This is a genomic window from Paenibacillus sp. S33 (assembly GCF_053615415.1).
This window is the reverse complement of sequence record NZ_JBSIEZ010000001.1, coordinates 1,343,460-1,364,631: the sequence shown is the minus strand read 5'-3', so window position 1 is coordinate 1,364,631 and position 21,172 is coordinate 1,343,460. Positions and strand designations below refer to the sequence as shown.

Below are 21,172 nucleotides of genomic sequence, written 5' to 3'. Positions count from 1 at the left end.
CTTATTGATAATTATCATTTATACATTGTTAAAAGAATTTTATATACTCTCATTTTCCTCCTTTTTATTCATGTCAGATTGCGTTCCTCCATACCTCTCTCGGCGCGGGTATTCGAACGCTTCACATTATTAAGTACGACACCCAGAATGCGCGCCTTTACTCTTTCCAAATTCGCTTTTGCTTTCTTGACGACATCCTTTTTGACCTTCCCTGCCTGCACCACCAGAATGACTCCGTCACACATAGCGCTTATAATTAAGCCATCCGGAAAGGACAGCAACGGCGGCGTATCCATTAAGATCACGTCATAATGTTCTTTTAGCTCAACTAGCAGAGCATTCATTCTACGGGAACTGAGCATCTCGGACGGATTTGGCGGGTTCGGCCCGGCTGTAATTGCATGCAGATGGTCAATCCCGGTTTCCTGAACCACATCCTGCCATGCCTGTTGATTGGCAAGCACCCGTGTCAGCCCTGTATGATTACGCAAACCAAACATATGGTGCAAAGAGGAACGACGCAGATCCATGTCCATAATCAGCACCTTTTTCCCCTCTTGCGCATAGGTTACAGCCAAATTGCTAATCGTGACCGTTCTGCCTTCACCCGCCTGAGCGGACGCCACCATCATAACCTCAATCGGCTCGTCTATAGAAGAAAACTGGATGTTAGTACGAAGCATGCGGTACTCCTCCGAAACGGAAGACTGAGCATGTAGGGATGTAACGAGCTGATTATTGATTAATCGCGGCATATTGCCCTTCACCTACCTGTTTAGGAGTTGTAGTGGAGCTGTCAGAGCGTTTATCTTCTTTTTTCATTTTCGTAATCAGGGATAGGGTAGGCAGACCGAGTTCTTTTTCAATATCCTCTTCATTCTTAAATGTATCATCCAGTACCTCCAGCAAAAATGCCAAGCCGATTCCCAACAATAAAGAGGTGACAAAAGCAATAAATATCTGTATAGCGGGATTACTGTTCACGGGAACTGCTGGATCATTCAGACTGGCTTCGCTTAGGATGGTGACATTGTCCATTTTCATGATAGAGGGAATTTGCCGTTTGAATACTTTGGCTACCGCATTGACGGTTTTCACAGCCTTCGTATACGATAAATCGCGGATTGTTACATCCATGACCTGTGAATCACCTGCGGTGTTCACTCTTAATTTTTGCGCCAAAGCTGACGGAGTGACCTTAAGGTCGGGGAAGCTGGCGACCACCTGATCCATAATCGCCGAGGAGATCATAATTTGCTTATAGGAGTTCGTTAAGGCTATATTCGTTTGAACTACACTGTAATCAACGACACCTGCACGATCCGGTCGTGGCGTCTGGTTGATAATGAGCTTTGCGGTAGCTTCATAAATCTGCGGGGTAAAATATACATTTTTTATGCCCACTACAGTACATACCAGCAGTACGATGCTACCAATCAACCACATTCTTTTACGGATCAAACGGATGTACTCTTTCAACTGCACAAGACCAGTCCTCCCTGATTGACTTGTTTTCGATGCAATAACGCTTGTACTGATCCTCTGCATAACGGGGAAAAGAACGATGCATGACCCTCTAATCTATAGTAAAATGTTGTATAATAGCGCATAGAAGGTCTAGCCAGCGAATAAGCACAAAATGCTCAATAATCGGTGGCCTCTTAGGGTATATAAACGAAGACATAAGTGAAAACTATGAAATAAAGATACGTTATGTAACTTACATAACTAATTTATGATACAAAACGTATCTTGTCAAGCGTAAAATTGCTTTTTTACCTTTCTTAACCTTGCCTTCAGGAGGAAAAACAGATGAATTATGGCACCCGCATCGCTGAATTACGAGAACATAAGGGATTAAAACAAGAGGAACTAGCGCAATCCCTCGGAATTACGCGGGCAGCTCTTTCTCACTATGAAAAAAATAGGCGCAAGCCAGATTTTGAGATCCTGACCAAGCTCGCTGATATTTTCGGGGTAACGATTGACTACTTGGTGGGACGTACGAGCCATCCGGCAGCGATATTGGATTCAGATGTGAGGGAATTTGTGGACCAGCTTGAACTGTCCGACGAGGATATTCTGCAACGTTTCAACCTGACCATTGACGGACGCACCTTGTCTGAGGAAGAAGCCAAACGTTTTATTGCATTTGTCCGAATGGAACGAATGATGGAATAAAGAAAGCGGCCGACTGCTTCACGTCTCGCTCAAGTAGGACCAGCCGGTGGAATTTACACGCGCTTGTCCTTCCGGTATGTGGTTCCATCAGCGTCGTTTTCTAGCCATTCTGGCATCGTGAACCCACATTGAAGCAAAATGTCCCGGATGTCCAAGTCGATAGCGGCTTTGTCTACTTTCCGTACGTTGTTTTGAAAAAGAGGGTTGTTCACCCCTAATTCTGTCTCCTTGTTCATTCAGCACTAACCTCGCTTTATTATTCTTGGTCACCGGAAAGAGATTTCCCACAAAACCATGTATGTATAGTCATGAACAAAACTATTATATATGAATACATACCTGCAATGTTGTCGTCTTATGACGAGAATATAAAAGGATTTTCTTATTTTTTTCTTCATTATACGTAAAGTATTGGCAAATCAGAACGATTTTCCAACAAAAAAGAACCTGTCAGGTCCTATTTTCTCCTGATAGGTTCTTTTTTGTTTTCTTTCGAAATGATGTTAGGTATTCGTTAACTCAGGTCCTATATACATTCCGATCTGTTATTAAGCGACCTCGGCTGCCTGGGAAACCTGAGTGCCTCCGGTCGCCCGGACTTTGTAGACATAGTGGCCTCCAGCTTTTACTGTGCGGTCTGTATACGTGTTTCCCGCTACTTGCGAGGCAATCACCTGATAGGCCCCGTCGGTCCCGTCAGCACGCAGCACATCATAGGAAGATACGCCTTCTGCCTGAAGCCAATTAATCTTTACCGCCCCATCCTGAACAGAGGCAGCCTTCACCCCTGTTGGGGCTGAAGCTGCGGTCTGATCTGTACTTTTTAATTCCAAAATATATTGTACCGCTTCGCCAGGACCCAGCTTTTCTTCAAAATCAAGAGCAGGAGAAGCCTTGAGCCCTGATATGGAACGCTGTGCCTGACTGTAAGTAGAACCCGCTCCAAAACGTTCACCCGTGTACAAACCGGCTTTCGGCATCGTTACCCGTACACGAACGGTCTGCGGGGTAGCTTCGAAATTCACTAGATTCACCAGCAATTTGTCTGAAGTAGCGCCGCTACCTGCCAGCGGTTTAAGCTTGGACGTATCCACCGCACGAACATAGACCATCTTGTCCTTGGTATCCTCTGGATTCAGCACTGTATAAGTCAGAGGTTGTCCATGGGTGGCATAGGCTAAGCTCAAGCGTCTCATGATCTTAACACGGGTGTCCTGTCCTTGCCCGAACGGATAAATTTCTGTGTTGGCCGGGTTATGACTTTGCAGATCGAAGCCTGTTTTAAACAGCGTATAATCTTTATAAAAAGCAGCGTGCTGGATAAACATATCGGCAAACCCAATTTGCGAACGCATAATCCGGTCGAATGCAGCTGCTTGTGGCTGACTAGCCCCGTAATCTGGATTGTCTCGATGCGTATCATTGGTACCGAACTCTGTGTTCAGCATCTTTTTCGCCAGTCCATTGCTCGAACCGCCGAAGGTTTTCAAATTTTGGACGAAGCTGCCCCCGCCCTCTTCATTATACGATTCACCATAGGCGTGTCCATTGGTCAGGTCAGTGACTTCCTCCAGCTGTTTACGTTGCGCCGGGTCTCGTTCCCATCCATCTGGGTCACCGCATTTTTGCGTACCACTGGTTTGATTTTTGCACGCTTTGGTTGAGTACGTTGGCCAGTAGGCCCAGCCCGGTGCTACGGTTTTGAGATGCGGTGCCAATTGCTTGCCTTCTGTATTCAACCACTTGGCCACAGCCAGGTTTACCGCCTTGGAGCGATTAAATAATCCAGGTTCGTTATCTACTTCATAATATTGAAGATAAGAACCGTATTTTTTTACATAATCGCGCAACTTTTGCTTGGCCGTCTCTGGCAGAGAACCATCTTTTTGCAGCTTAATATCACCTGTATATAAATACAAAGCAGACGATTGCATATTATACTGCTTTAACGTTTGATAGTAATCATCCACGTCTGTACATGCCTTGCCCACATTACTGGCACAGGTGACCCTCATGACGTTGCCACTATAAGCAATGCCCAGCCACTTGAGAACGTATGGTAAATGCTTAACTGCACCCTGATCATAATAAAATTCTTTATTGTTCACATTTGTTCCGGTCAGTATATATTTACCGTGTACCGGTTCGACCGCAGGTGAAGCTAACGTCTCCAAGCTCAAGTCATCCCAAGTCCACCACACATTTTTATCTTCTGCAGAGGAGCAGTATAGGCAGCGCGCTGTCTTTAGCTTGAGTACGTTAACACCGCTTTGCAATTGCTCTTTGGGTATATATAACTCGTAGTTGTTTTTGAAATTATAAGCACTCCCAGTACCGGATACCCCGGCAATCTGAATAATACCGGACAACTGATGATTTGAAAATACAGCCATTTGCGGGACTGCTTTGCCCGCATCCAAAATCCGAACACGGAATATCATACCATTGGGAGGTATCTGATTCAGCTTATACTGAAGTGTCAGTTCAGGGTTCGTGGACGCATTCAAACCGGGAGGAATATCTCCACTGCTGAGCAATACCGGAACTGTTGTACTCTCTTCTGCTACCGACAACGCTGACAGTGCTCCTTTAGCAGACGATTCGGTAGTGGCAGCTGCTGTAGAAATGTCGATATTATCCCTACCGACCACACCTTTGAATTCCGCTGAAGAGTCATCCCTCTGACCCAGCTTCCATACTGGACTGGCAGCCGCTACTTTATCCGTCTGCAATTCTGCGCTTCTTGAAGGCGTGTATATAAACCAAGCAATCATCGCTATAGCTACGACCGCTAATAGTCCAGATAAAACGACTGTATACCTATGGGATAACCATTTTTTTATCATATGATCCACCCTCTCTCCTCAAATTTTTGGACCGGGAAAGAGTATCAATCAAGGAAGAAACAAAGCGTTTCCGGGAATCACCGCTTTCGCTTCATGCTGACTTTCCCACATTAGACGTGCCATCGCGTCGCCCATTTCATCATAGTATTCTACTTTTACATCTACCATTTTGCCTGCTTCCAAAGTAATACTGCCTTTACGCTCCGTCCAGCTTTGTTTGAACCAGCTGTCAATCACCAACTTGCCGTCTACCCATACGCGAATACCATCATCGGATATCGTTGTGAACGTATAGGTCTCGCTATATTGTGGTTTGATTTTACCCGTCCAGCGAACCGAGAACTGATCGGCATTCACCTTTGGATCAGCTGCATTGGCGCGCCAGTTGTAGTCCAGCTTGCTATCTGTACGGACCAAAGCAGGACTTCCATTCAAATTCATATTGTTAAAATATTCGCCCTGCAACCCGTTCACATATACCACATCAGGAACGGAAGGAGGAGTCGGAGCCGGGATAGGCTCACTTTGTCCCTCGTCCGGTAAGGTCGGTATATCTGCCCCAGGTGGTTGAATCGTTTCCAATCCATTCTTCACATCATCCCGCGTCAAACTCCTCGAATCATTCATATAATCCTGAATTTGATTTGTTGTGTTATTCTCAGTCAGCATCTTGCCCCAAGTCATGGAATATACCCATTTAGGCTGAGCCTGCAACACCTCAGAACTAGGCATCTCACCGTGCTCTCCAATGGCAATCGGCTTATTCCGTGCCAATCCAAGCAAGCCTTCGTAATGACTTTGCTTAAAATCATTGTTGTAAATGTCTACTGCCAAGATGTCCACTTTGTCATCCCCCGGGTATTTCGGGGTATACGGGACGGTATACGAATTGGGCGCATTCGGACTCCATACCCACAGCAGATTGTTCAATTGATGTGTGTTTGTAAAACGGTCGTACATGATATTCCATAGCTGATTGAAATTAGTTTTGTTTCCCCACCAGAACCAGTCACCATTCATTTCGTGGTAAGGTCTCCACAAAACCGGAACCCCTGCATCACGAAGCTGCTTTAACGAAACAGCGACCTTATCCAGATCGGCAATGAGGAGGTTATACTGCGTAGTACCTGGGGTCACGTATTTGTTGAACTCTGTCTGACTTACTTTCGCCTGTACATTGGCCCAAGTCAGTGGCCTACCCGGTAGCGCTTCATGAAAAGTCATCGTCACAATACCACCGGATCTGCTCCAACGGATAGCACTATCGACGACATTTTTACGTTGTGCTGCTTCCGTAGCGTCAGATTGACCAGAGATAGCTCCCATCTCATAGCCGTGTACACCAACATATGCCTGACTGATTTTTTGGACCTTGTTACTTAATTCATCCGGACTTTCCAAATAATCATGCTGACCGGTGACTATTTTTTCCCCTGAGATGTTGAGTAAATAATTGTATAGTTCACGGGCCTGAATAGAAGCGTCCGAATTAACAGGTTGTAATGAAGCGGCATTCGCCACAGACAGAGAATCACCAAAACCGACGGGCAACAATGAAAAAAGCATAACAACGGGGAGTACATGACGTATCAGTCGATACAGAGGAATAAAATTGAATCTCACTTTCGCTCTTCCTTTCGGTAGCCAGGCTGCCATCCTTGTAGAAGGCCCTTTAGCTTTGCGTACCTGCCTTTCGACAGGGCTGCGTTTATCGTTGGAAGGAGTTTGGATTCCTTCTTACCCTAAGTATCGACTTTCTTTTACCAAAATTTAATAGGTCATGTTCATGAATTTACAGGTTTTCGCCCAATTTCGACAGTTTGAGCTATGAATTTTCATGAATTCGTCTTTTTTTTCGTTTTTACGAAAACAATTATGAGATAAATTGGTGACGGGAAATTTCATTCCAATCCATACAAAAGCGGACAATATCCTCTTCAACCAATTCAGAACCAGTCTGCACCTCAATAAAATCCACATCGGTCACAGCCAAAATGCTATGCTTCGTTCCTTCAGGAATGCGAACTACATCACCAGCTTTTACTTTGTGCAGCTTCTCATTCAAAATAATTTCCGCTTCACCGCTAATAATGGTCCAAATTTCACTCCGTTTGAAATGAAGCTGATAGCTGATATTTTTGCCTTTCCGTACGCGGATTCGTTTGGTCAATACCTCGTTACCCTCGTCATACTTGACATAATCCACAACCCGATACTGCCCCCAACGACGTTCTTCATACATTGGACGCTGATCATGAGCCTTGAGCACTTCCTTAATGCGAGGACTTTCAGCCTTATTGGTCACAAGAATACCATCCGGGCTAGCGGCTACAATCAGATCATTCGTTCCAATGATCGCCACAGGAATGTCTAACTCGTTAATAAGACTCGTATTGACGCAATCCTCCGTTACTACACCTCTGCCCACTTGTTGATTAGACATTTCTTCTGTGAGCGTATTCCATGTGCCCAAATCCTTCCAGAAACCATCATACGGAAGAACTACGATATCCTTTTCCTTCTCGACTACTTCATAGTCAAAGCTGATTTTTTCCAGGGATGCGTATTGCTTTTGCATTTCTTCATAATTCAGCGGCAAACCCTTGGATGCCAAGATATCCAGCAAATAACTTAATTTGAATGCAAAAACCCCGCAGTTCCATAGAGCATTGCGTTCAATCAGACGCTCCGCCTGCTCCCGGTCGGGTTTCTCTTGAAAATGGCTCACTTCGCGGTAGCCAGTGCTACCTTGGGTGGCATCGTTTTTCGGAATAATGTAACCATATTTCTCTGAAGGATAGGAAGGGACAACCCCGATTAAAGCAAGCTTGCCTTCACTCTCCTGGAGTGTATGTTCCAGCTGGGCTACGGAAGCGAAGAAAGCATCCTCAACATAAGGATCTACAGGCAAAATAGCTACAATTTCATCAGGGGAAACACCAGCAATGGAATATAGATAAGTCGCTGTCAGCGCAATCGCAGGAAAGGTGTCTCTGCGTTCCGGCTCAACAATGATGCGCGTATTCGGCCCGACCTGACTCTGGATCATTTCGACCTGTGCTCTCCCTGTCGCAATAAACGAGGATTCTGATAATCCGTTGTCTCCCAATTGTCTCCATACCCGCTGTACCATGGATTCCGAAATCCCCTCCGGGCTCTCCAGTACCTTCAAAAATTGTTTGGAACGGGAATCGTTGGACAAAGGCCATAATCTTTTACCGGAACCACCAGACAAAAGTACGAGCTTCATAACTCTCCACTTCCTCTCTATATTGGTTGGATGATCGTTCTGAATGATGAGTAGCCCGCTACGGACTGAATTTGATCTTACGATCGCTGTTGCCGTGGGATTCTTTGGATTGTGTAAGACATTTATATGTAAGAATCCCAAGTCAAAGGCGAACGCTCCGCTTCTCCAGATTCAAATCCATCCCTGCGCTACTCAAAAATGCATCATGCCGATCATACCTTGTGGTGCAAAAGGCACGACCGGACATTATTAAGTCCGGTCAGCCTGTAAGACGTTCGAGAACTCAAAGCTTGCCCGCTGTGCTTGCAAGCTTCAAGATTTCGTAACGCCTTGCCCAGATTGCCTTCGGCAACCGCAATGGCGTACTTGATCGGAAGGAGCGGCTTCAACCGCGCCGCTCCTTCCGATCTGCCCTTCTACTCCCCCCATAAGGTGGGAGATTAAAAACCGTGACTCCACGGCGAAAAGCAGCGGAGCGGTCCATTTGAATCTGGAGAAGCGCTAGCGTTCGCCTTTGCAGTGGGATTCTTACCTTGGAATGTTCTATATAATCCAGAGAATCCCACTGCAACAGCGATCGGAAGATCAAATGGAACGCGCAGCGTCTCCAACCCTGCCACAGCCACTTTTTAATCGGTCACTTCGGTCACTTATTAAACTTCCACTTTATCCCGATTCCACCCACTCATCCGCGGACGACCCACGGAGTAGTATTCCAGCCCGGAGCCTTGGATCTGTTCCTCAGCGAATACGTTACGACCGTCAATGAGAACCGGCTTGCGCAAAATGGAGGCCAGTTGTACGAGATCGACTTTTTTGAACTCTTCCCAATCGGTCAACAGGCACACAGCGTCGCTACCTTCAGCGGCTTGCTGTGGGGATGAGCACCACATAATATTCGGGTGATCCACACGCTCCTTGAATTTATCCATCGCAATGGGATCATACAGTTTGACAATAGCGCCTGCCTGAATGAGCGTTTCTACGATTTCCAGTGCTGGAGCTTCGCGGATGTCATCTGTATTTGGCTTGAAGGCGAGGCCCCAAATGCCAATGGACACACCGTTCAGTTGACCCAGCGATTCGCGCAGCTTGGATACAATCATAAAGCGCTGGTCGGTATTCACCTCGACCACCGATTTCAATAACTTAAATTCATAGTCTACATTACCTGCAATTTGGATAAGCGCATTTGTGTCTTTTGGAAAGCAAGAGCCACCATACCCGATCCCTGCTTGTAGGAAAGAGGAGCCAATCCGTTTGTCCATCCCCATACCGTCAGCCACACAGGTTACATCGGCGCCAACCTTTTCGCAAATATTAGCGATTTCGTTAATGAACGAAATTTTAGTTGCCAGAAACGCATTGGACGCGTATTTGATCATTTCAGCACTACGGATATCCGTCACATAGATTTTATCCGTGAACACCTGATGCAGAGTGACCATGGTTTCACGCAGTCCTGTATTGTCCAAACCAATAATGATGCGATCCGGATAAAGCGTATCATTGATGGCTGAGCCTTCTCTCAGGAACTCCGGCGCGGAGACGATATCGAAAGACAAACTCGTGTGACGAGCCAACACGTCCTTAATCTTTTCGTTCGTTCCGACAGGTACAGTACTCTTGGTCATAATAATCTTATACCCGTTCATGGCTTTCCCAACATCAGCGGCCGCCTGTTCAATGTACGACAAATTCGCCTCACCGTTAGCCAGAGAAGGTGTACCTACCGCCAAAATTACGATATCCGAGCGGCGTACCGCATCGGCCAAATCCGAGGTGAACTCCAACCGGCCCGCTTCCAGATTCAACGCGATCAATTCCTCAATACCCGGTTCATAAATCGGAGATTCTGCCCGGTTCAACATGTCGATTTTGTGCTGCTCCAGATCGACACAAATCACCTCATTACCTTTTTGCGCAAAACATACACCCGAGACGAGTCCAACGTATCCAGTACCGATTACAGCCAGCTTCATTCCGTTCATCCTCCTTTTAGAAAGTTCACATAGGCTTGTTCTACATACTTTTTTAATTGATCCTTGAAGTTTTCTTCATCAAATTTGCGGGCATGGGTAATGATATCGTCCACATTCCACGCATGTTGCTCAACCTTTTCGACGGCCTCCAGCACATCCTCTACTTGATGCTTGCGGAAAAATACGCCGTTCACATGAGGAACAATCGTATCCAGCGCTCCCCCACCCTGAAAAGCGATGACAGGCCGTCCGGCCGCATTCGCCTCCAAAGGCGTAATACCGAAGTCCTCTTCACCCGGAAAAACGAGCGCTCGGCATTCTGCCATCAGCTTGTTAACCTCTTCATCCTCAAGCCTGCCGAGGAACTCAATGTTCGGGGCAGCCATACCTTCGAGTCGTTTACGGTCCGGCCCTTCACCCACAATGCGCAGCTTGAGACCGTTACGTTTGAATGCTTCGATCGCGAGATCGATGCGCTTGTAGGACACCAATCGGGATACGATTAGGTAATAGTCACCGATGTTTGTAGCGCGTTTAAAACGGGATGTATTAATAGGTGGGAAAATCACATCCGAATCCCTTTGGTAATAGTGCAAAATTCTTCGTTTAACAACCGAAGAGTTGGCGACAAACTGGTCTACGTTGCGAGAAGTTTTGGCATCCCATGTTTTCAACCGGTTCATGTACAGCTTGAGCATGTTTTTGAGCAGGTTGGATTTGGACTGCCGGGCCATATATGTATCGTAATCCCAGGCAAACCGCATCGGTGTGTGACAATAACAAATGTGAAACGTATGTTTGGGTACCTGGATGCTTTTCATAAATGCACTGCTGGAGCTTAAAACAATGTCGAAATCCCTAAAATCAAAATCACGGATAGCAATGGGATACAGCGGCAGCACTCCTTTGAAGTTGTCCTTCACTCCTGGGACTTTTTGTAGCCAAGTGGCTCTAATATCCGCATCCTTCAAGTTACGCGACAGGCGGTCGTCGCTGAACACCGTTGTGAAGATAGGAGCCTCCGGATACATATCGTGGAATACCTCTACTACCCTTTCCGCTCCGCCCATTTGGATTAAGTAATCGTGCGCTATCGCTATTTTCATCTGAATCATCCTTTAACGCGAATGTCGGTCAGACTCCTGCCAACAAACCCTTATAGTAATGAACTATATCCTTAACTGTGTTCTCGATGACAAAATGCTTCTTGACCCGTTCCATCCCTCTCTCACCCATCTGCTGACGTTCTTGTGGATGCTCCAACATCCAGCGGATGGCTTCTTCCAGCTTAGCCGGATCACCCGGTTCAATAAGCAGCCCGGTTTCATGGGGTACCACCGTTTCCTTGGGTCCACCCTCATTGGAAGCAATCACGGGGAGACCCGCAGCCATGCCTTCAATTATGACCTGACCGAATGGTTCTGGTGTAATAGAGGTATGAATCAGCAAATCACAACGCTGCATCAGGCCTTGAATGTCATCGACGTGTCCCAGCAGATTGACGTTAGCCAACCCGTATTCGCGCATCGTGGACTCTAATCGTTGCTTGTATTCCTCTTCTCCGAACAACGCATCTCCAGCCAGCCAGAATTTCACGCGCTGATCCGGTAAAAAGGAGCGTGCTGCTTCCAGTAAAATATGCTGTCCCTTCCATTCCGCCAATCTGCCGACCAATACGACGTTAAACGAGTCATCACCACGTACATGGGCAGCCGTGTCACGTGCTGTAATTGCTTTGGCAAAAGCAGAATAAACGACAAGCGTCTTTTTGTCCGGGGGTAACTCCAACGCACTCAGCGTGGACTTGGAATTAGCAATCACTCCGTTGGGCAAAAAGCGGGACATCAGCCGAATCCCTTTGGCCACAATCGGCTTCAGATACGGCGGACCGATGTGGTCACGGATATGCCAGATCAAGGGCAGCTTCGCCGATTTGGCGGCTACTGTACCATACAGTGCAGACTTGAGCGAGTTCGTGTGAACGCACACGACCTTTTCCTCACGCAGCAAGGGCGCAAGTTTTCTACCGTAAGCCAGCAAACGAAAAGCTGCTGCAGGCGCACCTAGATTCACGGCATTCCGTCCCCGATTGCGAATCGAATCGTCCAATGGAACGATGCGCACATCAATATCACGCTGCCGAAGCCGATCTGCCAAATCGCCCTCCTCTGCCAAAATAACGAGCGGGTCGATATGTTCCCCGATATTCGTCAGTATGTTGTACAAAGCGACTTCGCCGCCGCTCCATCTTGCCGTATGGTCAATATAAGCTACTCTCATCATTTCGCCGCCGCCTTTCTATCAAGGACCTGTCGGAACACCTCTTCCACCTGCTCCGCTACATGTCCCCATGTATATCTGCTCAGGACATGGTCCCGGCATTCCCTTGCATTCGGTAGAAGTTCACGATGATCCAGCACACGCAGCAACCCTTCAGCAATGGCTTCACTATCCGTTCCCTTGAACAAAAGCTCGGGACGGAATCCTCTTAAAATCTCCTTGTTGCCACCCACAGGAGTCGCCAGCACCGGCAGTCCCGAGGCCATCGCCTCCACTGTGATCAGACCGAAACCTTCCAGTGCCTGTGTGGGTACAACGAACAAATTCGATGCTTGGTGGTACAGTGGAAGCTCCTCATCCGACACATAACCGAGCAGCCTTACATGGTTATGAAGATTGTATTCCGCCACCTTGGAAGCCAATTCCTCCATCAAGGGGCCCTTTCCTCCAATCAGCAACACATGATCAGGATGACGCTCGGTTACTCGTCGCCATGCTTCGAGTAGCTGTAGCAGTCCCATTCGATTAACAAGACGACGAACGGTTAGCACAATCGTCGCGTTTTGCGGCAAATTCAGGCGCTTCCGCACCGCTTCTTGATCCTCTGCCGGGTGGAACCTTTCTACATTCGCCGCACCAGGAATAATATGAATTTTGCTGAGTGGAACCTTATAGTGCTCATGCAAAATATCCCGAAAAGTTTCGCTGAGCACTATAAATTTATCCGCCAATCCGTAGGCTTTCATTTCAATGGATTTGGCCAACGTCGTTTTTAACAAATGCTTGAGGCCCTGTCCTTCAATCTTCATTTCCTCCGTCCACGGTCCGTGAAAGGTGGTAACTACCGGGATTCCTCTTTTTTTCGCCTCCAGCGCCGGTCCGACACCATAGGGAGCAAAATGGGAATACAGTACATCCGTCGGTTGCTTGTCGAACAGCTCTGCTGTATATTTTTGCATTAGCTCTCGACGCTTCCACATGGATTGCTGCTTGCTGCCAATCGAATGAATCCGAATACGGTCGGGCGCCTGCGGCTGCTCGTCACTACAGATTAGAGCATCCAGCGTATTGCGCTCTAACGTAAGCTGCTCACAGATGGATTTGAAATATGTGTTGAGGCCTCCTGGCTGCAAGGACGGCCAGCTCAGCCCCGTTGCCGCAATACGAAATCCGTTATTGTACGACATAGCTGGTTTCTCCTTTCTGCTCGGTATGTCCGTCATCCACGATTTCTATCTTTTTTCTCCGCTTGGTTAGCTCATAATGCTTGAAGCAGACGAGAAACTCATACATCACCCAGAATACTGCTACGGCAAAACCTGCCAATCCTTTGCGGTATAAGCCTTGGACAAAATACTTCTGCACAAAGCGGGCAGGAGGCCGCCACAACAGTCTGGTAATCCGAAAGGATCTTCCTTTGTTAAATGCCGTCTCTGCTTCCAGATCTGTATATTTGTTAAAACGGGTCATATGATCACTGATGCTGCGGAAGCCGTAGTGCCATAACACGCCCTCCAGATTGACAATCTGGGAAGAGGCTACATCCGGCATTTCATGAACAAGACTATTCGTAATGCCATAAATACGCCGATTGTACAAACGAACCAGGTATTCACCTTTGTTCATCCATTTGCCGAGAAAATCTCCAATCCGGAATACGGAATATGCTTTGGCCGGATCGTGGAGCGTTTCCTTTACTTTCAACAAGTCTCCAAGCAACTCTGCATCCACTACTTCGTCCGTATCAATCAGGAATATCCAATCAAATTCCGCTTTTTCAACACCAAACATGCGCTGCTTGGCATAACCGGGCCACGGGTTAGAAAACACCCGACAGCCCAAGGATTCAGCTACCTGAATCGTATTGTCCTTGCTCCCTCCGTCAATGACGACGATATCGTCCGCAAAGGGCTTGCAGGATTTAATGGCGGCTGTGATTCGAGTGCCATCATCCTGAGCGATAATAACTACGGATATCCGGTTGTCCGCGGGAACGCTAGACATGTGGTTCATTAGCGGGTGCCTCCTTCTTTATCTAACCGTTAACTGGCTTTTTCCGGATGTAGTGCGACATCGTTGATCGGAGCCATTGAAAATCTTGTTTGGAAATAAGCAGTCTTGGAATTTTCATTTTTAGAACGAATTTAACATTACATAAAATGAAAATGAACCGTAGAATCCCCGAAGACAGCATTGCTATCCCTGCACCCGTCAATCCATATCTCGGCACGAGTATGGACAGCAATGGAATGACGAGCGCCAATCCGACACCCTGTAGAATGGTAACCAGTTTGGGCTTACCCAACGCCATAAATTGTTGTGCCAGCACCATGGTCCCTCCACTGATAGCAACCTCAAGCACCAAGAACCGGAATACCGTGAGCGCTTGTTTAAACTCTTGACCATATAACAATGTAAATACGAACGGAGCAATCAGCATCAGCATCACCGCAGCCAAAAAGGTTGCCGTTGATGTCACTCGAAATGCCCGAAATGTTATGGCCACCGCCTCTTCCTTATTCAGACCAGAGGCTTTGGGAAACAGCACGACAATGATCGAGGTAGAAAATACATTCACCATCCTGGCCAAGCTGACCGCTACTGCATATAAACCGAGATCAGCGGGTCTGAGCAGACCCGCAATCAAAATCTGATCAATATAAGTGGAAACCTGCCCCATGAGATCATTTCCGTATGAACCCATACCGTAGGTAAAGAGATTTTTAAATTGCGTCCAGCTGTTCTTTACCTTTGGTTTGTACAGCCGAATCATTCGTATCGTGACACCGATATAAATCGGCAAGCCTGGCAGTAAATAGGCCAATGCCGAGGTGTACGGATTCATATTTCCGGTTAAGATCAGAATCGCCAGACCCAGCAGTGTACTCAGCGGTACCAGATACCGGAATAAATTGTACTGCTTATATTCCGAGCGAACTTGAAGCAATGCATTATTGATCTGTGAAATCGCTATGAGCGGACACATCATCATGGAGCACTGCGCGAAAAGTATGACCGATGAAGAAAAAGAGCGCAGCCAATAAGGAATTAGAAAAACTCCGACGAGTGTCGCCAAGCCCCCGAACATGGTAGCCAGCAGCAAGGCCAGACCATACAGCTTGCCCGTTTCCTCCGGTTTCCTTTTCGCATTGTAAATCAATGCAGACGGGACACCGAAGCTCATGCAGAAGGCGAGAAATTGGGACCAGTTCACCATCGCTGTCTGTTCCCCGCGTCCAGTAGGACCCAGGAATCGTGCCGTTAGCACACCAGTCAGCATATTCACGACGAGAATCAGCATACTGAATATCATCGTTTTTACTGCTGCAGAGCTGTTATCCTTGCTTTTGGCAAACCGAATCACTGTGGACCATAGTGTCCGGACAGGTGCGGATAATGCTTGTAAGTTTTGCACAGCCTTTACCTTCTTTCCGCGATGACATCTTTTGCCCATAGTCCTATTCCGATCATCATCCAGATCAGATAGCCGCGCATACCGGGGAAACCATTATCTGATATGAGACTGGCTACAGCTCCGGCCCACGTAGCCAACGCCAGTCTGATATAAGGCTGACTGGCATCTCGTTCGGCAATACGGGCGAGAAGGCGCTTGATGATAACGAACAGACCACCGAAGAAAAAGAATGCCCCGAAAATACCGAAGGTGAGGAAAATGGCGATATATCCATTATCCATAATCCCAAGTTCGCCGAGATCGCCGCCGTTATCAAGCTTCGTTCCGATTCCTACACTCCCGATTCCCTGCCCGACCGGATTGCCAGCAATCGCCGGAAGCATCGTATGCAGTAAATCCAAACGTTCATTGTACGAATGATCCTGCTGAATATCCGTCAGCGTCTGCATGCGAGCCACCAAACCTTCTGCCCCTGGAAGTTTTGGAACAATGATGTAGAGAAGAAGGCCAACTATAGCTAGTTGAAACAAGGTTTTCCACTTTCCCTTGGAAGATGAACTGAGAATGTAAGCCAGCAACATGACGAAGGCAATTAGCCAGGCTGAACGTACCAGCGTGATTAAAAGACAAACGACCGTCAGCAGGATTCCGATCCATCCCAAAGTGCCGCGCCAACGTTTTTCCATTAGCATGGGTACAAGTGCCATCGCCAGGAAAATAGCGCAGGGACCGGGCGAGTTCATGGAAGAAAATACTCTGATTTGAAGTGGTTCTGGAACACCAATGGAATTCATTTCTACATGATTCATCCAAAATGCATCCCACGGAGGCACCGTCAAGTACTGGATAATGCCGTAAATTGCCACAAGAACAGCAATGTTGGCATATGAATACAGCAGTCGGTCCAGCTCCTTCGCCTTCATGGGCTTAATCGCAAGATAAGGCAACAGGATCAAAGGAACCACATAATTGGCTAAATCATAAGCAAAAACAATACCATTTTTGAATAATCCGACCACACTTCCGTAGGCCAATTCTATGCCGAAAAATACAGCAATTCGGGTCAAGGGTTTTTCCGCCTGATGAATGCCTCGCAACACAGGAATAATCAACATACTGCTTACCAGCAGCGGTGCCACGCTCAACAAGGAAACCGAGTGATACGTTCCCTCCATCCAATCCGCAATGCGGCGGATTTCCGGGCCTACTGCCCACACTGCCAGTGTGTAAGGAATCAGTAGCCGCGATTGCAGGATCGCCAGCAGGAAAGCCGGAAAAACGAGCGCCAGCAATATAGCTCCCTGCTGGCTCATGGTGGGATTCATCTTGGCGCTGACAAATCCGATGGCGAGTGGCAGCATACAAGCCAGCAATCCCATGCCGATCATGCTGATTCCACGCCGATTTCCTAGCCAAACGGAAATCTGCTGATCTGCCAACCGACTCATGTTTCTCACCCCTGACCTCCCTTCATCCGCTTCCGCTTGAACATCTCCTTAAACAGCAGAACGAGAAATTGGGAATCTTCAATCAAATATCTTTTCCACAATCGTTTAGGCTCCTGAGACAACCTCCAGAACCATTCAAATCCCGTCTTCTGCATCAGCTCCGGTGCTCTTTTCACATTTCCCGACAGGAAATCAAAGGTCGCTCCCACCCCAATCGAAATCGGAGCACGGTAAGTCTCATAATATCTGTAGATCCATTTTTCCTGTTTAGGTGCGCCTACACCTACAAAAACGATGTCCGGGCGAGCCTCTTGAAGCAGTTGGATAATGTGCCTATTCTCCTCCTCGTTTTTCTCAAAGCCATAAGAAGGAGAGTAACAGCCCACCACATTCATGTTCGGATAAGATTCCTGGAGATTGAGCATAGCCTTCTCAGGAATACCGTCAGCTGCACCCAGAAAAAATAAACGATAGCCTCGATCCTCAAAAGCCTCTCCCAGCCGAGTGAACAAATCTGATCCTGACACCTTTTGTTTGAGGGGTTTTTTCAGTAACTTGGACGCCCATATGATAGGCATCCCATCGGCCACTACAGCTCCGGCATCCGAATACACCTTGCGGAATTCATCATCCTTGCGAAGCTTGATCACATGATCGACATTACAGGTCAAAATGTAGGAATGACGCTGATGTTCAATAGAAGTATCTATAAATTCGAGTAGATCATTAAAATCGTAATTATCAAAGTTGACATCGAACATGTTCACTCTGCTCATCGTATCACTTCTCTTTGCGAAAATCGGTTTGAGTAGATGTCTGGTATAACGCGTTCAAATACCAGCAAAATGGAATAATCATCTGAACCGTCGACAACGTATTATCTGAAAACGAGTAGATCAGAAAGCCTGCAACTAAGCTTGCAAAATAAGGTTTGATAGACTTGGCAAGCGACCGGTAAATGAGCGCGAACACGATCAGCAATGAAAGCATTAATAGCCCGCAACCGATATATCCCGTGTCAAAATAAAAGCGTATATACTCGTTATGCGGTACAACAAAGCCATTGAATAATGTCCCGTCGTTCGCGACCGTTACCGCGCCAAGACCTCTCCCTGACCAAGGGTAATCATGTACTCTGTTCAAAAAATATTCCCATGCCTCCGAGCGTCCCGATAGGTCAATGCCTGTATCGGTCTCCCGTTCGAAGGAGCGTTTTTTTAAATTGTTCCATTGCAGGGCCACCGCCCCCAGAGCAACCAAAAACGATCCGGCCAGCGGTAGCAAATAATTGACTTTCCCCTTGAGGTACTGACGGGCAATATCAAACAGATACACAGCAAACATTAATAACAATGCCAGAATCGGTCCACGTGTACCGGTGGCGATCAGAATCAGAAAGTTCAGTGCCAACACAGTGTAATAAAAAGCGGCTTGCTTGGGTCTACGCTTGACCTCAATCAGAGAGACGGCAATTCCGAGAAAGGAGAGCATTGCCAGATGCGGCGGTATATTCGCTCCTTGTACTCTGACTGCGCCCGTAAATTCTACATCCGTAAACGAATGCAGCCCTAGAACCTGCAAACCCAGTCCAATGACCACACTAATAATGGGCAACAAACTGATCAGTCGGATATGCTTTTCTGCCACATCCTTTTTCCACTGGATCAGTAAAAAAAAGAAAGGGAGTGATAAACCGACGAACGCCTTGACGGCAATCGAGGTCGTTAACAAAGGCAGCCATGCTGAAAATCCAAATGTGATCCCCAGCATGATCACCAATGCCCAGACCGGATAGCTGAACTTGAGACGTATGCCATACACGAGCATACACGGCACCAGCAGAGCCAAAATGCCCAATTTGTACAATGACAAAATCTCAATACCGAACACGCCACCCTGATACAGAGAATCGACTGAGACTGCTGTACTTAGCAAAACAGCGTAGCTGATGCGCTCCGGATGATGTATGGAAACAGCCAGCAAGAGCAGTAAACATACCGCCGCAATACTGACCACCGGCTGATAGGTAGCCGCAATTCCTACAGCAAGAGCGCCCAGTAGAAAAATAAAAACATGCTGTATGGTGTTTATTCTAGTAGTCCAAGGATAGTTACTCATGTTCCATCTTTCACCCCGCAGCTGACTCGCTTTTCCGGTTGCGCAGTGTATCCAGCGTCCCACGGATACTTTCAAGCCTGCACCGGTTCAACAGCTTCCTGCCCTCACTACGCGCCAGCAGGGAATCCACAGTGATGTATAACACTTTGGCTGCCGTCTTCGCCATCAGCATCGCGTTGCCGCGCAGACCTACGGCCTGAGCCGCGTTAGACATGCCCTGACAATAGTAGCGGTTCATGATCCATTCTTTCGTTAACCGTGAAGCAGGCACAAAATGTTCCACAGACATGTGTGGATGATACATAATCGTCCCACCATTTTTACGGATTTGCTCGAATACCCACGATTCTTCACCAGATAGAAGGATATCTCCCTTTCTGCCTAGATGAAGCGGGAACATAACGGCGGCAAAAGCCGTTTTGCGCATCGCCATATTCGCTCCAAATGGATTCAGTCCCGACGGATATTCACGAACGGCTTTGCCCAGATCAATAATCGTGTAAGGCAGTTCAAGCGGGCCTGTCAGCCAACCCGGTCGTTCCGTCTCAAACATAGGGTCAATTTTCCCACCCATAGCCGTCAGCTCAGGATTGTTCCCGAATGCTGACATAATCGTTTGCAACCATGTAACACACGGAATTGCATCATCATCGAGAAAAGCAATGACTTCCGCTCTTGATAACGTAATGCCTGCATTACGAGCAGCAGACAGTCCTTGTTCGCGCTCATAATGATATCGGAGATGGATATTCTGACCATGGGCGACGGTGAACCTTTTGATCGTCGCTGCTGTATGATCAGTGGATCGGTTATCGACCACAATGATCTCAGCCAGTGCAAGGTCTTCCAACTCCAGCAGGGACATTAACGTTTTCTCCAGCAGGTCCGCCCGGTTATAGGTGCAAATAACGACGGACACTGCGGGACATCGCTTGAATGCATCCATCAGTAAGCATCCTTGGAGAACAGCATTTTAACGCCTGTTTTCATGATGATTTTCAAATCGAGCCACGTATTGCGAACATGAATATACTTCAAATCCATTTGCACCATTTCTTCGAAGCCTACACTGTTACGTGCGCTCACCTGCCAGTAACCCGTACATCCCGGTGTTACAATCAGGCGTTGCTTATCATAATCGGAATATTGCTCGACCTCGCTGGGCAACGGCGGACGCGGACCGACTAAAGTCATGTCGCCGACCAACACGTTCCACAGCTGCGGAATCTCATCAATACTCGTCTTGCGCAGAAAACTGCCAATTTTCGTGATCCGAGGATCGTTTTTAATTTTGAACATGGCGCCGCTCACTTCATTCAGCTCCATCAAGTCCTTTTTCAGTTCCTCAGCATTGGACACCATTGAACGGAATTTATACATATCGAATAACTTCTCATTCTTGCCCACCCGAGTTTGCTTGAAAAACACGCTTCCCTTTGGGTCTTCGAGCTTAATCAAAACGCCTACCACTACAAAAAGCGGAAGCAAGACGATCAAGCCCACGAACGACAGCAGCATATCAAGGAGGCGTTTTGTGACCAGGTAGGACGTTTTATCCTGAATTTGTGTATTTCCGTATGGCATGTAAAACGCTTTACCTGACATGACAGCCTCGCCGTCCTCCGGTAAATTTTCCATGCTCATGCTGACGT

18 protein-coding genes and 1 riboswitch are annotated in these 21,172 nt (G+C 47.2%); of the genes, 1 reads left to right on the top strand and 17 read right to left on the bottom strand.

Translation table 11 applies throughout. The features are described 5' to 3' along the window. Positions 1-68 precede the first annotated feature (68 nt). The gene (locus ACWGXJ_RS06335; protein ID WP_061830270.1) at positions 69-755 is read right to left on the bottom strand and encodes a CpsD/CapB family tyrosine-protein kinase; all 687 of its coding nucleotides are present in this window, start codon (positions 753-755) and stop codon (positions 69-71) included. After that, on the bottom strand, positions 736-1,485 hold the full coding sequence (locus ACWGXJ_RS06330; protein ID WP_039269541.1) for a YveK family protein: 750 nt from the start codon (positions 1,483-1,485) through the stop codon (positions 736-738). The genes ACWGXJ_RS06335 and ACWGXJ_RS06330 overlap by 20 nt, the downstream gene beginning before the upstream one ends. Before the next feature lie 327 nt (positions 1,486-1,812). On the opposite strand from ACWGXJ_RS06330, the gene ACWGXJ_RS06325 reads away from it, so the two are divergent. After that, a complete protein-coding gene (locus ACWGXJ_RS06325) occupies positions 1,813-2,181 on the top strand; it encodes a helix-turn-helix domain-containing protein (RefSeq protein WP_025720479.1) in 369 nt (122 codons plus the stop codon). A 53-nt stretch (positions 2,182-2,234) separates the two neighbouring features. On the opposite strand, the gene ACWGXJ_RS06320 is transcribed toward ACWGXJ_RS06325, so the two are convergent. From ACWGXJ_RS06320 to ACWGXJ_RS06250, 15 genes are all read right to left on the bottom strand, one after another. Next, entirely contained in the window at positions 2,235-2,417 is a 183-nt protein-coding gene (locus ACWGXJ_RS06320) for a hypothetical protein (protein ID WP_061830271.1), read from the bottom strand. A gap of 312 nt (positions 2,418-2,729) precedes the next feature. Continuing rightward, a complete protein-coding gene (locus tag ACWGXJ_RS06315) occupies positions 2,730-5,027 on the bottom strand; it encodes a PD-(D/E)XK nuclease family protein (RefSeq protein ID WP_061830272.1) in 2,298 nt (765 codons plus the stop codon). Between the two features lie 48 nt (positions 5,028-5,075). After that, positions 5,076-6,650 carry a glycosyl hydrolase gene (locus ACWGXJ_RS06310; RefSeq protein WP_452566414.1) on the bottom strand — a complete coding sequence of 525 codons (1,575 nt, stop codon included), beginning with the start codon at positions 6,648-6,650 and terminating at the stop codon, positions 5,076-5,078. 13 nt (positions 6,651-6,663) lie between these two features. Further along, positions 6,664-6,744, bottom strand: a riboswitch (cyclic di-GMP riboswitch). A gap of 156 nt (positions 6,745-6,900) precedes the next feature. After that, on the bottom strand, positions 6,901-8,277 hold the full coding sequence (locus ACWGXJ_RS06305) for a sugar phosphate nucleotidyltransferase (RefSeq protein ID WP_061830274.1): 1,377 nt from the start codon (positions 8,275-8,277) through the stop codon (positions 6,901-6,903). Positions 8,278-8,930: 653 nt separating this feature from the next. Then, complete coding sequence (locus ACWGXJ_RS06300; RefSeq protein ID WP_061830275.1) at positions 8,931-10,259, bottom strand: UDP-glucose dehydrogenase family protein; 1,329 nt, start codon at positions 10,257-10,259, stop codon at positions 8,931-8,933. A 5-nt stretch (positions 10,260-10,264) separates the two neighbouring features. Further along, a complete protein-coding gene (locus ACWGXJ_RS06295) occupies positions 10,265-11,365 on the bottom strand; it encodes a glycosyltransferase (RefSeq protein ID WP_023987424.1) in 1,101 nt (366 codons plus the stop codon). A 28-nt stretch (positions 11,366-11,393) separates the two neighbouring features. Beyond that, positions 11,394-12,542, bottom strand: a complete 1,149-nt coding sequence (locus ACWGXJ_RS06290; protein WP_023987423.1) for a glycosyltransferase family 4 protein — start codon at positions 12,540-12,542, stop codon at positions 11,394-11,396. Continuing rightward, positions 12,539-13,726 carry a glycosyltransferase family 4 protein gene (locus ACWGXJ_RS06285; RefSeq protein WP_452566413.1) on the bottom strand — a complete coding sequence of 396 codons (1,188 nt, stop codon included), beginning with the start codon at positions 13,724-13,726 and terminating at the stop codon, positions 12,539-12,541. Before ACWGXJ_RS06285 ends, ACWGXJ_RS06290 begins: the two co-directional genes overlap by 4 nt. Continuing rightward, on the bottom strand, positions 13,713-14,552 hold the full coding sequence (locus ACWGXJ_RS06280) for a glycosyltransferase family 2 protein (protein ID WP_023987421.1): 840 nt from the start codon (positions 14,550-14,552) through the stop codon (positions 13,713-13,715). Before ACWGXJ_RS06280 ends, ACWGXJ_RS06285 begins: the two co-directional genes overlap by 14 nt. A gap of 22 nt (positions 14,553-14,574) precedes the next feature. After that, positions 14,575-15,954 (bottom strand): lipopolysaccharide biosynthesis protein, encoded by a 1,380-nt coding sequence (locus ACWGXJ_RS06275; protein WP_069291326.1) that lies wholly within the window; start codon positions 15,952-15,954, stop codon positions 14,575-14,577. A gap of 5 nt (positions 15,955-15,959) precedes the next feature. Continuing rightward, positions 15,960-17,402, bottom strand: a complete 1,443-nt coding sequence (locus tag ACWGXJ_RS06270; RefSeq protein ID WP_061830308.1) for an O-antigen ligase family protein — start codon at positions 17,400-17,402, stop codon at positions 15,960-15,962. Positions 17,403-17,407: 5 nt separating this feature from the next. Beyond that, a complete protein-coding gene (locus tag ACWGXJ_RS06265) occupies positions 17,408-18,178 on the bottom strand; it encodes a WecB/TagA/CpsF family glycosyltransferase (RefSeq protein WP_028543109.1) in 771 nt (256 codons plus the stop codon). A 4-nt stretch (positions 18,179-18,182) separates the two neighbouring features. Then, the gene (locus ACWGXJ_RS06260; protein ID WP_452566412.1) at positions 18,183-19,520 is read right to left on the bottom strand and encodes an O-antigen ligase family protein; all 1,338 of its coding nucleotides are present in this window, start codon (positions 19,518-19,520) and stop codon (positions 18,183-18,185) included. 10 nt (positions 19,521-19,530) lie between these two features. Beyond that, positions 19,531-20,466, bottom strand: coding sequence for a glycosyltransferase (locus tag ACWGXJ_RS06255; RefSeq protein WP_061830280.1), 936 nt, complete (start codon positions 20,464-20,466; stop codon positions 19,531-19,533). After that, positions 20,466-21,164 (bottom strand): sugar transferase, encoded by a 699-nt coding sequence (locus tag ACWGXJ_RS06250; RefSeq protein ID WP_013309152.1) that lies wholly within the window; start codon positions 21,162-21,164, stop codon positions 20,466-20,468. The genes ACWGXJ_RS06255 and ACWGXJ_RS06250 overlap by 1 nt, the downstream gene beginning before the upstream one ends. Positions 21,165-21,172 lie beyond the last annotated feature (8 nt).